13 protein-coding genes are annotated in these 15,353 nt (G+C 50.1%); 8 read left to right on the top strand and 5 right to left on the bottom strand.

Going from position 1 to position 15,353, the window contains the following annotated elements; all coding sequences use genetic code 11:
- Window positions 1-31: 31 nt before the first annotated feature.
- From RC73_RS16925 to fixA, 5 genes are all read right to left on the bottom strand, one after another.
- Window positions 32-1,351 (bottom strand): MFS transporter, encoded by a 1,320-nt coding sequence (locus RC73_RS16925; protein ID WP_039035760.1) that lies wholly within the window; start codon window positions 1,349-1,351, stop codon window positions 32-34.
- A gap of 352 nt (window positions 1,352-1,703) precedes the next feature.
- Complete coding sequence (locus tag RC73_RS16920; protein ID WP_025010089.1) at window positions 1,704-1,991, bottom strand: 4Fe-4S dicluster domain-containing protein; 288 nt, start codon at window positions 1,989-1,991, stop codon at window positions 1,704-1,706.
- The gene (locus RC73_RS16915; protein ID WP_039035759.1) at window positions 1,988-3,280 is read right to left on the bottom strand and encodes an FAD-dependent oxidoreductase; all 1,293 of its coding nucleotides are present in this window, start codon (window positions 3,278-3,280) and stop codon (window positions 1,988-1,990) included. The genes RC73_RS16920 and RC73_RS16915 overlap by 4 nt, the downstream gene beginning before the upstream one ends.
- A 60-nt stretch (window positions 3,281-3,340) precedes the next feature.
- Window positions 3,341-4,291: an FAD-binding protein gene (locus RC73_RS16910; protein WP_039035758.1), complete on the bottom strand. Its 951-nt coding sequence runs from the start codon at window positions 4,289-4,291 to the stop codon at window positions 3,341-3,343.
- 10 nt (window positions 4,292-4,301) lie between these two features.
- Window positions 4,302-5,075, bottom strand: a complete 774-nt coding sequence (gene fixA, locus RC73_RS16905; protein WP_039035757.1) for a putative electron transfer flavoprotein FixA — start codon at window positions 5,073-5,075, stop codon at window positions 4,302-4,304.
- Between the two features lie 533 nt (window positions 5,076-5,608).
- Between fixA and RC73_RS16900 the strand changes: the two genes are divergently transcribed.
- The 8 genes from RC73_RS16900 to RC73_RS16865 all read left to right on the top strand — a co-directional run bounded on the left by RC73_RS16900 (window position 5,609) and on the right by RC73_RS16865 (window position 15,190).
- Window positions 5,609-6,715, top strand: a complete 1,107-nt coding sequence (locus RC73_RS16900; protein ID WP_143078393.1) for a hypothetical protein — start codon at window positions 5,609-5,611, stop codon at window positions 6,713-6,715.
- A gap of 128 nt (window positions 6,716-6,843) precedes the next feature.
- Window positions 6,844-8,364 (top strand): L-carnitine/gamma-butyrobetaine antiporter, encoded by a 1,521-nt coding sequence (gene caiT / locus RC73_RS16895; protein WP_039035755.1) that lies wholly within the window; start codon window positions 6,844-6,846, stop codon window positions 8,362-8,364.
- Between the two features lie 62 nt (window positions 8,365-8,426).
- Entirely contained in the window at window positions 8,427-9,569 is a 1,143-nt protein-coding gene (caiA, locus tag RC73_RS16890) for a crotonobetainyl-CoA dehydrogenase (RefSeq protein WP_039035754.1), read from the top strand.
- 116 nt (window positions 9,570-9,685) lie between these two features.
- Window positions 9,686-10,912: an L-carnitine CoA-transferase gene (caiB, locus tag RC73_RS16885; protein WP_039035753.1), complete on the top strand. Its 1,227-nt coding sequence runs from the start codon at window positions 9,686-9,688 to the stop codon at window positions 10,910-10,912.
- An 80-nt stretch (window positions 10,913-10,992) separates the two neighbouring features.
- Window positions 10,993-12,549 carry a crotonobetaine/carnitine-CoA ligase gene (caiC, locus tag RC73_RS16880; RefSeq protein WP_039035752.1) on the top strand — a complete coding sequence of 519 codons (1,557 nt, stop codon included), beginning with the start codon at window positions 10,993-10,995 and terminating at the stop codon, window positions 12,547-12,549.
- Window positions 12,550-12,781: 232 nt separating this feature from the next.
- The gene (caiD, locus tag RC73_RS16875; RefSeq protein ID WP_025010097.1) at window positions 12,782-13,567 is read left to right on the top strand and encodes a crotonobetainyl-CoA hydratase; all 786 of its coding nucleotides are present in this window, start codon (window positions 12,782-12,784) and stop codon (window positions 13,565-13,567) included.
- A 65-nt stretch (window positions 13,568-13,632) separates the two neighbouring features.
- Window positions 13,633-14,223 (top strand): carnitine operon protein CaiE, encoded by a 591-nt coding sequence (caiE, locus tag RC73_RS16870; RefSeq protein WP_039035751.1) that lies wholly within the window; start codon window positions 13,633-13,635, stop codon window positions 14,221-14,223.
- Window positions 14,224-14,248: 25 nt separating this feature from the next.
- The gene (locus RC73_RS16865) at window positions 14,249-15,190 is read left to right on the top strand and encodes an alpha/beta hydrolase (protein WP_039035750.1); all 942 of its coding nucleotides are present in this window, start codon (window positions 14,249-14,251) and stop codon (window positions 15,188-15,190) included.
- The last annotated feature ends 163 nt before the right edge of the window (window positions 15,191-15,353 follow it).

The following is a 15,353-nucleotide window of genomic DNA, read 5'->3' as shown; positions in this document are numbered from 1 at the left end:
AAGCAGCGTTTGTATAGTTAGTATCTGATAATCAGTGTTTTACAAATCCAGCGACACTGGTATCCGCCAAGGTCATACCACGGGTTTCCGGTGCCAGCAAAATGGAGACCACCAGGCCCAGCAGTGAAATACCGGCGCCGGCCATCATGGTCCAGGAAACCCCATAAGCGTTCATAAATACAGGCAAGGCATAGGTCGAGAGTATGGTGCCTATGCGACTGAAAGACATCACGGCCCCCACGGCCGAAGCCCGGATATCGGTAGGGAACAACTCATTGGGATAGAGCCACTGCAAGATCCCCGGACCACCTGAGCAGAAGGCGTACATACCAAAGGCCGCAATCACCACCCAGATACCGGGCGAGGACACCAGCCCCAGCATCGCCAGTGACAAGGTCATCATGGCAAAGCTGATGATAAGCAGTGGCCGGCGGCCCATGGAATCCAGCCAATACATGGCCGGGATACAGCCTATGATAAAGAAGGCGCTAATGATGATGTTACCAAGTGCCGAGTCTTTGCCATCGTAGAAGCCCAAAGCCCCGACTATCTGCGGCCCAAAGGTGTAGATGGCAAACATGGGGATAATTTGGCAGGTCCAGATAGTGCCGATAAAGATGATCATGGTGAAGTTGCGTTTTTCGAACAGCTTACAATACTGGGTATCGATCTTCTCTTCCGCTTCAATATGAATATTGCCGCCAAAATACTGTTGCATAACTTGTTTGTACTCGGCGATACGGCCCTTGCGCAGCAGCCAACGTGGCGACTCGGGTAGATGGAAACGCCCAAACAGGATTACCAGACAAGGGATCAGGCCGCTGCCAAGCATCCAACGCCAGCCACCCTCGAGATCATAAAGCAGGTAACCGACCGCATTGGCCGCAGTAGCACCCACATACCACATCAAGGCAATGAAGCCCATGGTAAAGGCCCGCTTCTTGGTTGGGGAAAACTCGGCCACCATGGAGGTGGCTATGGGGTAATCGGCGCCGATCACCACCCCGATAAGGAAGCGCATCACCACTAATTCTATTGGGGAGGAGACAAACATAGTGGCGACAGAAAGCACGGCTATCGCTATGATATCTATTAGAAACATTAACTTACGACCGAACAGGTCGGCGATGTAACCAAAGAGTGCAGTACCGACAAACAGGCCAACCAGGGTAGACGCCCCAACCAAACCAATCCAGTTGGCATCCAACTGCATTTCAGGGATCAGCTGCTCAAGCGCCAGGCCAATAATGACCAGAATATAACCGTCGAGGAAGGGACCACCACTGCCCCAAAACATGATTTTCTTATGTAATGGCGTAAACTCCATTTCATCGAACTTTTTAGCTTTCATATGCTAATCTCTTATTTTAAACCAATAAATTCATTTGATTTATTCGTTCACAAAAATGTGCCATTAATCTTCAGTCTGATTTCTCAACCGAGAAATACTGAATAAAAAATGGAATTAAAACAAATCTGAAGCTCAAAAGTGAGAAAACGGTTACAATTAGCAAACTACATAAATAGCATGTAAAACTTAAATAGGCTGAATAATGGATAAGAGCATAGCGCTTAAAACAAATAGTTATTTCACCCTGTTGACTAAAAAGAGTGGACAACCTTGAAAGTGTATGCTCTCACTTTGCACAATCGAGCTCGTTAGAAAACTAACTTAAATTCAGATTTAAGGTTTTCGAGCGGCACTAACCATAACGATATTCAATACCGAATGTACCTCTGGGGTATTCCCACTTCTTGATAATGGTCTCGCCGCAAAGCATTTTACAAGTGCCACATTCCAAGCAACCGGCAGAGTCAAATTTTAAGCTGCCGTCGTCCTGAATTTTATAAAGTCCTGCAGGGCAAGCATTGACCAATTTACGAAATTCATTAATATCCGGGTTTTCAACAAGCTCAATATGTGGATGCCCTTCATCAACATAGAACTTATTCACCCCCAATTTCACATCAACATTAACTGGCTCGCTCATATCGCTGTCATCCCCTTAATACCATCTTTGATCAGATTCATATAACCCACTTCTTTGGCATGCTTCATCAGGGTCTTGCGCAGAGGCTGCGAGGCGCTGCCATCTATGGTGAACATCTCCTGCATGAGATCGGCGACCAGCTTGGGATACTGATTGAAGATCCTTGGGTTCTCCATAAAGGCGGGTAATTTCTGGTACAGCTTGAGATCTTTCATGATAAAGCTGTTGTCCAACAGTGTTTGATAGGCACTGAGTCCAGCGGCACTGAAATCATTCTTGGCCTTGGCTGCGAGCACGGCTCTGGCTGCAGCCTCACCAGATGCGATAGCCAAGTCCATTCCGCGGACCGTATAGCCCACGTTGATACAGAAACCTGCGGCATCACCGGCAATCAAGACACCATCATCCACCAGCTTGGGCACCATGTTCAGTCCGGCTTCGGGAACCACGTGGCCTGAGTACTCGAGTAGCTTGCCGCCTTCAATCAAAGGCTTGATCGCCGGATGATTCTTGAAGTCTTCCAGCATCTGCGGCACTGTCTTGGTGGAGGTTTCGATATGGTGCAAACCACACACTACGCCCAGAGAGACTGTGTCTTTATTGGTGTAGAGGAAGCCCCCACCCAAGAGACCATTGGAAGGTGAACCGGCAAACAACCAGGCAACCCCTTCGTCACCACTGACATTAAAACGATCCTTAATCTGCTGCTCGGACAGGGCAATCAGCTCCTTGGCACCGACCGCCATGGCACTGGCTTGCACCTTGGGCTTCACCATGCCGATCTGCTCACCCAGAAGTGGATTGACTCCTTCAGCCAGAATCACTGTCTTGGCCAGCAGTGAATCGCCATCGGCTTCTACACCAACAACCTTACCGTCTTCCTTGAGAATTTTTTCGACCCGAATACCGGTAATAAACTGAGCCCCGGCTTCCTCGGCTTGCTCGGCCAACCACTGGTCGAAAGTGCCCCTGAGCAGAGTATAAGATTCCTCTACCGGCTCCTGACCACGGCCGTTGTGATAGTCCAGAGTTACTGCCGTATCATCAGTGAGAAACGATACTTTTTCTTTGGTGACCTTACGCTCCAGCGGTGCCCGCTTGGCAAAGTCAGGCATGATCTTTTCCAGGCTGTGAGCATAGAGTCTACCGCCAGTCATATTCTTGGCCCCGGCATAGTTGCCGCGTTCAATCACCAGAACATCGGCGCCCTGACTGGCCAGGACATAGGCAGCAACGCAGCCGGCGAGTCCGCCTCCCACTATGATTGCGTCAAATGCATCTTCTGACATGCTGATCCTCTCTTGAATTCGAGACTACCGGCCCCTTGAGCCGGTAGTCGGGCCAGACAGTTAACCTTTGAAACTGTTCAGTAAGGCTGGAACTATCTTGTTGATATCACCGACAATGCCGTAGTCCGCATACTGGAAAATGGGGGCATTCTTATCTTTGTTGACGGCGATAATGGTTTGGGAATCATTAACACCGACCATGTGCTGGATCTGACCTGAAATACCGACAGCCACATAGACATCTGGCTTGATCATCACACCTGAAACCCCAATGTAGCGCTCACGCTCCATCCATTTTTCGGTTTCGGCGATCGGGCGACTACAACCCAGTTCGGCTCCCACATTGTCGGCCAGCTGTTCAAGCAACTTCAGGTTGTCGAGAGAACCGATACCGTTACCTACACCGATAACGCGCTTAGCCTTACCCAAATCCACATTGGACTTTTCTTTTGGCCGACGAGCCAGGCAACGAATCCCATTGGCGGGGGCAACAAATTCCAGAGCGATAGTTTCGGCGCTGCGACCCGCTTCTTCGGCAGGCAATTCCTTGAAGGCACCGGCAGCCAGAGTCACTACGGCAATTTGAGAGCTGATCTTCTCTTCACCTATGGCCAGGCCACCGTAGACCAGGTGCTTGGCACCCACATGGCCTTCACCATCGACTGTGAGTTCGGCGGCATCATTGAAAACCCCGGCACTCAGGCGCACACCCAGCTTGGCAGCCAACGCCTTGCCACGACGGCTGGCAGGCAGCAAGACCAAAGATTGCTGCGCTTGGGCTTCAATCGCCTTGGCCATGGTCAGAGCATAATCTTCAACTATGCGGCTAGAATCCTTCTCACCCAGGTGATACACCTTGTTTGCGCCCAGTGCCGCAGCCCTGGCGACTTCATCGGCACCCCCCAAGACAAATACAGAAACACTGTTACCCAGTTGCAGACCGGCGGCCATTACTTCGGGCAGACGAGCGGCCTCACTGCTGAAAACCCAAACATTTGCTAGCTTGCTCATTTCATCCCCCTCAATTCAATACGTTGCCAATATGACCGACAAACTCGGCAACCTGGCCATCGTCATCACCCTCGATGATGATCTGTTTGCGAGCCTTCTGCTCAGGCGCAGTAATAGACACCAGCTCAACCAGTTGTGGGATCTCTTCCAGCGCCAGATCGGCATAAGCCAACTTGTTGACCGGCTTTTTACCTGCGGCCAGAATGGCTTTCATTGAAGGGATTTGAGGTTCGTTGATATCGGCAGAAACCGCCAACACGGCAGGAAGCGACAACTCCAGTTCTTCAACTTCATCGTCCAGCTCGCGCTCGACCCGGACCACACCATTGGCGACTTCCAAAATCTTGCTGACACCATTGATGCAAGGTACTTGCAGCAATTCACCAAGCAGCAAACCTACCTGCTGGGCGTAGATGTCACCCGAACCGTCACCGCAGAGGATCAGCTCAAACCCTTCCTGCTTGGCAGCAGCAGCCAAGACTCGGGCAGTTTGATGGGGCAGCGCCTGCTCCAGCTTGGGATCGCAAACCAGGGTCAGCGCGTCCGGGCCTCTTGAGAGGATATCTTTGCAGGCTTTGGGGGCGGCCAGTGCATCTGCGCCTATACTCAACGCCGTAATGCTGCAATCGCTCTGGGTTGCCTTGATTTGTACCGCAGCTTCAACGGCACACAGATCGAATTGGCCTATCTTTTTGTTTACATTACTTGTATCTACAGGAAGGTTGGGAATGACTTTGATATCCTGCTCTTCCGGGACAAGCTTATAACATGCAATGATCTTCATCTTATCTCCAGTCTAAGTATCACTATAAACATTCGTCTCTACTGGTTTACATTCCTCAACATTGGTGATCGGAAACCCATAATCAATAAAATTTCAGGCTTGCATCACACAAAGTCGCACCCTCCTGGGTAACGAAAGGGAATAAAAGTCCACACCCATTTAGATATCAATATGGATAATAGATTAGTTCACCTTAACCAAATTTAGAGTTGCTTAATTGATTATCAGATTAATTAAATAAACCTCTCACAATCCATCAGCGTCATTTTATTAATACAAGCTATTTTCAATTAAGACCAAACAAATTCGTTTGTTGAGCCACTTTTTGTGAGCAATATCCAACTTTTCAACCAAATTAAACAAAACCTGATTACATAACGACCTTCAATGGTTCATTTTCACCGTTTTTATTGATTTACATCACACATTTTCGAGCAAGATAACAATCCATTGACCAAAAGTGTGATGCGGGAATGTTTTTTTATTTATTACCGAAACCATAATCGGTTCAAATTAAAAACGGAGAGTGATGAATGAATAAGTTTAAGCTAAAAAACATAAGCTTAATGTTATTAGGACTAACGCTTAGCATGCCAAGTTTGGCAGTAGACATCAGTGGTTCAATAAGAGCTAACTACAGTATTAAAGATTTTAGTGATGCTTCAAAAGCTACGGGTGGCGACTTTGATTTCAACACCTTGGGAATAAAACTCTCCCAGGATTTTGAAGACTATGGATTTGTCGCTGAATACCGCTTTGCCGATGGCTATGACTACCTGAAAAATGGTTATGCCTATTGGAATGCCAATGAAGATTTAACTCTACAGCTAGGGGTGGTCAACAAGGCATTTGGTAATAAGAACTTTGCTTCCCACAACTGGTGGTATAGCCTCAACTACTACCTTGGTTTCGAAGATGATTATGGTGTTGGATTCAATATCAACCACAAATTCAATAACTTAGAAACAGACTTCTCTTTCATCCAGAGTTCTCTTTATAAGGGCAGCGACTATCGTAATTTCGCCGGTACTATAGGTTCAGGCACAGTCAATGGCACTACCTACAATAACAAGGAATACAATACCGCCAGTCTGCGCGAGACCTACAGATGGGAAAACGATAACTGGCAAGTGCTCTTGGGAGCCTCTGTTGAATACGGCCAACTTTATAATCCGGTTGCCGATGAATCAGGAGATAACCTGAACTATGCCGTACACCTGGATGCAAAATATCGTGGCTGGGGTGTACAGCTCCAGTATTTGAAATATGACTTTGATCAATATGATGATGGTCAAATAGATACTTCAAAAATTGGTGTTGGTGCAGTAAATGGTTTCTATGAAGTAGCCGCCAAAGGCGACATCATGACCTTCAACCTGTCAAAAGTTTTTGATACCCAATGGGGTGGTCAATTCACCTTCTATAACGACTTCAGTATTTTAACCCCTGACGAATCACACTTTGATGACTCTGTACTTAACAGTACTGGGGTATCTCTTTCATACAAACAATTCTTTGTATATGTCGACTATTATCATGCCAAAAATGTTCTCTGGCTAGGTGACAATAGTCTGGGTCTAGAGGACAGCGATAAGGAGTGGAATGGTCGATTCAACATTCACCTGCAATATTGGTTTTAATAACTGAGCTATTTAACCAGTAGCTCAAACCCAAATCATTTTATATTAATCTGAGGTTTTTTATTAAACCTTACGGGCTCACCTTTCCTGAAAATCAGTTAAAGACTTTTTGGGCATGGAGAATTTTGATGAGTGAAAATAAAAAGATCAAAAAGGCCGGTATTGAAGCGAAAATATTTTTCCCTTCATTATTGGTGGTGATCCTTCTCTCCTACTTTACCGTGAGAGACCTTGATGCAGCCAATGAAGTTATCAGTGCAGTCTTCCATTACTTAACCCATAGCTGGGGCTGGGCATTTGAATGGTACATGATAGTCATGCTGGCCGGCTGGCTCTGGTTACTATTCGGTCCTTATGCCAATAACCGTCTCGGTAATGAAGAACCTGAATTCAGTACCGGAAGCTGGATCTTCCTGATGTTTGCCTCCTGTACCTCAGCCGCCGTGCTGTTCTGGGGTTCATTGGAGATCTACTACTATGTCAGTTATCCCCCATTTGAAATGGAACCTCTGACAGTCCAAGCCAAAGAATTTGGTCTGGCCTATAGTTTGTTCCACTGGGGACCACTGCCATGGGCCGGTTATGCCTTCTTCTCTGTCGCTCTGGGTTACTTCCTGTTCGTAAAGAAAATGGACGTGGTACGCCCCAGCGGTACGCTTTATCCCATCATGGGCAAGAAGTGTGAAGGCATCATAGGCACCATCATAGATAACATCTATGTCGTAGCGCTAATCCTGGCCATGGGTACCAGCCTGGGTCTGGCAACGCCTCTGGTTACCGAGTGTATTCAATATCTGTTCGGTATTCCGCGCACCATTGAAGTGGATGCCACCATCATCTCAGCCTGGATCATCTTCAATGCTATTTGTGTGGCCTTTGGTCTACAAAAAGGGATCAAGATTGCCAGTGACCTGCGCAGCTACCTGAGCATCATCATCCTCGCCTGGGTACTCATCATTGGCGCCACCACCTTCACAGTAAACTACTTTACCGATTCCATCGGGGTATTGCTGATGAACATGGGCCGCATGCTGTTCTACACAGCTTCCGTCAGCGACAGCAGCTTCCCTCAAGACTGGACAGTGTTCTACTGGGCCTGGTGGGTAGTTTACGGCATCCAGATGTGTATCTTCCTGGCCAAGATCTCCCGCGGCAGAACCGTGCGTCAGCTGTGTCTGGCGATGGTGGGCGGCCTGACAGCTTCTACCTGGTTGCTGTGGACCATTCTAGGCAGTAATACACTTAATCTGATGAATGAAAATATCGTCAATATGCCTGCCTTGATTGAACAATATGGTGCCGCCAGGGCCATTATTGAAACCTGGGCCGCTTTGCCAATGAGCACCATCACCATGTGGATGTTCTTTATTCTGTGTTTCTTGGCAACAGTGACATTAATTAACGCCTGTTCTTACACCTTGGCCATGTCAACCTGTAAAGGCGTCGATGCGGATAATGAACCACCGGTTTGGGTTCGTGTAGGTTGGTCTGTATTGGTCGGTGTTATCGGTATTGTTTTGTTGGCACTTGGTGGATTAAAACCATTGCAAACAGCGATTATTGCCGGCGGTGCGCCTCTCATTTTCGTGAACATAATGATCATTATCTCATTCTTGAAAGATTCACGAAAAAATAATTGGAAGAGTTAATCTAATTATAGATTCACCTCACACCTTAACTTGATTAAATATATTTATATAGGGGAGTTTTCATGGATTATCGTTTAACAGATGAGCAGGAACTATTCGTTAAAGGTGTTCGTGACTTAATGGAAAGAGAAAATTGGGAACAATATTTCTCTGAGTGCGATGAAAATAGTCAATATCCAGAAAGATTTGTAAAAGAACTGGCTGATATGGGCATAGATAGCCTGTTACTGCCGGAAGATTTCGGCGGCATGGAAGCCGGACTGATGACCTTGGCGGTTATCTGGGAAGAGTTGGGCCGCCTCGGTGCCCCCACCTATGTCCTGTTCCAGTTGGCCGGCTTTACCACGGTACTGAAACACGGCACCCAAGAACAGATCGACAAGATCATGGCCTTCCTGGGTACAGGTAAACAGATGTGGAACTCCGCCATCACCGAGCCGTCTGCCGGTTCCGATGTTGGTAGTCTGCTGACTACCTATACTCGCCGCGATGGCAAGATTTACCTCAATGGCACCAAGTGCTTTATCACCAGTGCCGCCGGTTGCCCATTCCTGGTTGTGATGGCCAAAGACTCAGCCTCTGAGAAACCTGTGTTCTCCGAGTTCTTCGTCGACATGACCAAACCAGGTATCAAAGTCAGCAAGCTCCCCAAACTCGGTCTGAAGATGGACAGCTGCTGTGAAGTGCAGTTCATCGATGTGGAGCTGGAAGAGAAAGACTTCTTCGGCACTGAAGGTAACGGCTTCCTGCGGGTAAAAGAAGAGTTCGATGACGAACGCTTCCTGGTGGCCTGCACCAACTATGGTACGGCTTACTGCGCCTTCGAAGACGCCGCCAAGTATGCCAACCAAAGGGTACAGTTCGGTGAAACCATTGGCCGCACTCAGCTGATCCAGGAGAAGTTTGCCCATATGGCCATCGAGCTGAACAACATGCGCAACATGATCTATCACACTGCCTGGAAAGCCGACAACGGCATGATGACCTCTGGTGACGCGGCCATGTGTAAGTACTACTGCGCCAACGCCGCCTTCCGGGTAGTCGACCATGCCATGCAGGTCTTCGGTGGCTACGCCATCGCCGGTGAACACCGCATCAGCCGCTTCTGGCGCGATCTGCGGGTAGACAGAGTCTCTGGTGGTTCAGACGAAATGCAGATCCTGACACTGGGTCGCGCAGTGCTGAAAGAGTACCGCAACAAATAGTTGCCCTTGAGTACCGGCCGGGCTTGCCAATCTCCCTGCTCCCGGTGAAACCGGCTGGTCGATATGACGCTGCACACAGCGCCATCTATGCCAAGAATTGCTAGAAGGAACAGATCATGTCACAACACTTATCTATGCCTACATTCGGTCCGCTCTCCGGTCTCAAAGTGGTGTTTTCCGGTATCGAGATTGCCGGCCCATTTGCCGGGCAACTGTTTGCGGAATGGGGTGCCGAGGTCATCTGGATTGAAAACGTGGCTTACACAGACACTATCCGAGTACAACCCAACTATCCAGAACTGTCTCGCCGCAACCTGCACGCCTTGTCGCTGAATATCTTCAAGGATGAAGGACGCGAAGCCTTCCTCAAGCTGATGGAAACCACAGACATCTTTATCGAAGCCAGTAAGGGCCCGGCCTTTGCCCGTCGCGGTATCACTGATGAAGTCTTATGGGAACGCAACAAAAAGTTAGTTATCGCTCACTTATCTGGGTTTGGTCAATACGGCACCGAGGAATACACTCACCTGGCCGCCTATAACACCATTGCCCAGGCCTTCAGCGGCTATCTGATGCAAAACGGCGATGTCGACCAACCCATGGCATCCTTCCCTTATACAGCTGATTATTTTTCAGGTATGACAGTAACCACATCTGCACTGGCAGCCCTGTATAAGGCGCAGCAAACAGGTGTTGGCGAAAGCATCGATGTGGCCATGTATGAAGTTATGTTACGCATGGGCCAATATTTCATGATGGACTACTTCAACGGCGGCAAGATGGCACCACGCCAGTACAAAGGCCGTGACCCTTACTATGCCGGTTGTGGCCTGTACAAGTGTGAAGACGGCTACATAGTGATGGAAATGGTCGGCGTCACCCAGATTGAAGAGCTGTTCAAAGACATAGGTCTTGGCCACCTGCTGCACACAGAAGCCATACCGGAAGGCACTCAGCTTATCCACCGTATCGAATGCCCACATGGACAGGAAATTGAAGATGCGCTGGAACGTTACATAGGCCAACGCACCATTGAACAGGTGCGCGAACGCTTCGCTGAACTGAAAATTGCCTGTGCCAAGGTACTCAGCGCCGAAGACCTGGAGTCCAACCCTCAGTACATTGCGCGTGAGTCGATCACCGAGTGGCAAACTATGGACGGCCGCACCTGCAAGGGCCCCAATGTGATGCCCAAATTCAAGAACAACCCAGGCCAGATCTGGCGCGGCATGCCAAGCCACGGCATGGATACCGATGCCATTCTCAAAGATATCGGCTACGACGAAGCCGCTATCCAGGAGTTGGTGAATAAAGGGCTGGCCAAAATCAAAGGAGACAAATAACTCCTGAAGTCGCGCGAAGGCTTGTGTTCAAGCCTTCGCAGTATACCCCGCTGAAAACGTTTTATTGAGCAAGGTGTCAAATGGATATAATAGCTGGACAAGATTTACGTCAAACTTGGGATGATCTGGCCCTCAACTATGGAGAGAAAACGGCGCTTATCGTCGAAAACCTTCAAGGGCTGGCCCAGGAATACAGTTATGCCGGACTCAATAAAGAGATCAACCGCACCGCCAACCTGTTTCATTCGCTGGGCGTCACCAAAGGTGAAAAGGTGGCTCTGCATATCAACAACTGTGCCGAGTTCATCTTCTGCTGGTTCGGTCTGGCCAAGATAGGTGCCATCATGGTGCCGATAAATACTCATCTGCTGCTGGAAGAAACCGCCTACATTCTGGACAAATGTGCTATCTCGCTGGTGGTTACCAGCAGCGATTTTCAATCACTCTATAGCTGTTTGCAGCAAGATCCCGGCTCTCCACTACAGCAGATACTGCTGATTGCCGATGATCCTGCCACCGAGCCGGCCAATATTCTCAATTTTCACCGCCTAAGGCTGGCACAACCCGACGAGCTGCAACACAGAGCGCCATTAAGCAGCAGCGATGTTGCCGAAATCCTGTTTACCTCGGGTACCACTTCCCGCCCCAAGGGGGTGGTAATTACCCACTACAATCTCAGATTCGCCGGTTACTATACCGCCTGGCAATGTGCCCTTAGGGACGATGATATCTACCTGACCCCCATGCCCGCCTATCATATCGACTGCCAGTGCACCGCAGCCATGGCGGCCTTTTCGGCGGGAGCCACCTTTGTGATGCTGGAAAAATTCAGCGCCCGCGCCTTCTGGGGGCAAATCTGTAAGTATCGTGCCACGGTCACAGAATGTATCCCGCTGATGATCCGCACCCTGATGATGCAGCCGCAAATGCCCTGGGAGAAACAGCATTGCCTGCGTGAAGTATTGTTCTACCTCAACCTGTCGGATCAAGAAAAAGACGCCTTTGTCGAACGCTTTAACGTGCGCCTGTTTACCTCATACGGCATGACAGAAACCATAGTCGGCGTCATAGGCGACCGCCCAGGTGACAAGCGGCGCTGGCCCTCCATCGGCCGGGTCGGCATGGGCTATCAGGTAGAGATCCGCGATCAACAAGGGCGCCCACTACCTCCCGGCGAGACCGGGGAGATCTGCATCAAGGGCGAACCGGGTAAGACACTGTTTCGTGAATACTACAAATTGCCGGAAGAGACCGCCAAGACACTCTCGGCCGACGGTTGGCTGCACACAGGCGACTCAGGCTACGTCGATGAGGAAGGTTTTTTCTATTTTATCGATCGCAGCTGCAACATGATCAAACGCTGCGGCGAAAATATCTCCTGTGTCGAACTGGAAAACATTATTTCCGAGCACCCCAAAATTGCCGATGTCGCCATTATTGGGGTGAAAGACTCAATTCGAGATCAAGCCATCAAGGCTTTTATTGTCTTGCATGAAAACCAGACAATTACCGAAGAGGAGTTCTTCGAATATTGCGAAGAACACATGGCTAAATTTAAAGTGCCTTCTTTCCTTGAAATCAGAAAGAGTCTACCGAGAACTTGTTCGGGGAAAATAAAAAAGAAGAGTCTTTGCTAACAATCAGCCAAACAAATAAACCGAATTAAAATTTTAAGCCTTCAATATATCGAAGGCTTAAAAGCAAACCGTAAAAACCAAAAAGTATTTGGTAAGTTGCTTATTACCAATAAATGTAATAGCTGGGTAATATCTGCTTAAGCCATAGATGATTGTGGCCTTAGGCTGGCGATAAGCGTTAACTGTATTTCGCACATACTCAGTGATATTTTAATCCAGATGGAGTATTAGCATGAACGAATCGTTACACATACGCCGCAATGGCCATATTCTGGAAATCACCCTGGATCGCCCCAAGGCCAACGCCATAGATGCCAAGACCAGTTTTGCCATGGGTGAAGCCTTTATCGCTTTTCGTGATGATCCGGAACTGCGGGTGGCAATTATCACCGGGGCCGGTGAGCGCTTCTTCTCTGCCGGCTGGGATCTGAAAGCCGCCGCCGAGGGCGAAGCCCCGGATGCCGACTTTGGTCCTGGTGGTTTTGCCGGTCTGACTGAGCTGTTCGATCTGGACAAGCCTGTTATCGCCGCCGTCAACGGTTATGCCTTCGGTGGTGGTTTCGAACTGGCCCTGGCCGCCGACATGATAGTCTGCAGCGACAACGCCAGCTTCGCCCTGCCTGAAGCCAAACTGGGCATAGTACCGGATAGCGGCGGCATGCTGCGTCTACCTAAGCTGATCCCACCTGCGATTGTCAATGAAATGATGATGACCGGCCGCCGCATGGATGCCCAGGAAGCGCTGCGCTGGGGCATAGTCAACCGGGTAGTGGACAACAGCCAACTGATGGAAACCGCCCGAGAGTTGGCGCAGGAGATCACCCAGAGTGCTCCTCTGGCCATCGCCGCTCTGAAAGAAGTTTATCGCACCACCAGCGAAATGCCGGTGGAAGAAGCCTATCGCTTTATCCGCAGCGGCCAGTTGAAACACTATCCTTCCGTATTGCACTCAGAAGACGCGCTGGAAGGGCCACAGGCCTTTGCCGAAAAACGCGATCCTGTCTGGAAAGGCAAATAATTTAAGGAAAGCACGCCAACCGGGACAAGGATGTCCCACCCCTGCAACCCACCAGGATAAATACCATGACCTGTTATGCATTTGAAGGTCTGATCCCTGTTGTCGACCCCAGCGCCTTTGTTCACCCCAGTGCCGTACTGATAGGCGATGTGATTGTCGGCGCCAATGTCTACGTTGGCCCTCACGCTTCCCTTCGCGGTGATTATGGTCGGCTGATCCTCAAGGCCGGCAGCAACCTGCAGGATGGCTGCATCATGCACGGCTATTGCGATCAGGACACCATAGTCGCCGAAGATGGTCATATCGGCCATGGCGCCGTGCTGCACGGCTGCATCATAGGCCGCAATGCCCTGATAGGCATGAACAGCGTGATCATGGATAGCGCCGAGATAGGGCCAGACAGCATAGTCGGCGCCATGAGCTTTATCAAAGCCGGCTTTCAGGGCCAACCGCGGCAGTTACTGGCAGGCTCTCCCGCCCGATATATCCGCGATGTCACAGAGCAGGATCTACACTGGAAACGCCTCAATACCCGGGAATATCAGGCGCTGGTGCCGCGCTGCCACAACTCCCTTCGGGAAGTGAGGCCGCTGACACAAGCCGAAGCCAACCGTCCCAGGCTCAAAGGGGTCACAGAGGTGACCTACAAGGCCTGATCCCCTTGCTGAATGGAGTACCCGTATGCCACTCAATCCCCAGGTTGAAACCTTCCTGCAGCAAACCTATGCCGCAGGCTTTACCCCCTATGAAGATCTGGCGCCCGAGGCCGGTCGTCATCAGGAACACAGCGATATTCCCCCGGCCAGGCCACCGGAAGAGATGGCCGCCGTTGAACACAGATTTATTCCCGGCCCTACCGCCGACCTGCCGGTTAGGATTTACCGCCCGAAACACAGCGAACAACCCCAGCCGGCGCTGATCTACTTTCACGGCAGCGGCTGGATGGTGTCCAACATTGAGATCAATGACCCCTTCAGCCGGGCACTGGCCAAGAATTGCGGCGTGGTGGTGATTGCCGTCAACTATCAAAAGGCGCCGGAGCACAAGTTCCCCATCCCCATGGATGACAGCTACGCGGCAACCCTGTGGGTGTTCAAACACGCCGAGAGACTGGGGCTGGATCCCAAGCGAATCGGTATCTTTGGCGACAGCGCCGGTGCCAATCTCGCCGCAGCGGTGGCATTGAGGTGCCGTGATGAAGACTCGGCAGATCTCGCCTGCCAGGTGCTGGTTTATCCGCCGGTGCAGTACGGCTGGCACACGGCCTCGGCCGAGAAATACGCCACAGGTTTTTTGCTGCACAAGGACAGCATGAAGTACTACTGGAACCACTATCTGCGCAGCCCGGCCGATGCCATTCATCCCTATTGCTCACCTTTGCTGGCAACCGACCACAGCAAGCTGCCTGCAACCTTGCTCTACTGCGCCGAATGCGATCCCCTGTGCGACGACAGCCGTCTGTACGCCGACAAGTTGGCGACTTCCGGCGTAGCCGTACACTATCAGCGCTACCCGGGCACGATTCACGGCTTTATCAAGATGTTGGGAGTATTCGATCAGGCCGATGAATTCCAGCGCGATGTCGGCGCCCAAGTAAGAGAGCTGCTGGCGGTCAAGGATTAACGATTAAAGCACCTGAGTTTGACAGCCCTGAAATTGGGCACCCAAACAGCCACCAGACATCACCACCTCCATGGGAGGGGTTTAAGATTGACAACAAAATGCCCGGCTCGATGCCGCAACGTAGTTCACTTAAGCGGAGCTGCCTTGTGATTAACAGGATATC

It is taken from the genome of Shewanella sp. ECSMB14102 (genome assembly GCF_000813075.1).
GTDB classification, from domain to species: Bacteria; Pseudomonadota; Gammaproteobacteria; order Enterobacterales; family Shewanellaceae; genus Shewanella; species Shewanella indica.
Note: the sequence above shows the minus strand (reverse complement) of the source record. Positions and strands in the feature narration are given on the sequence as shown.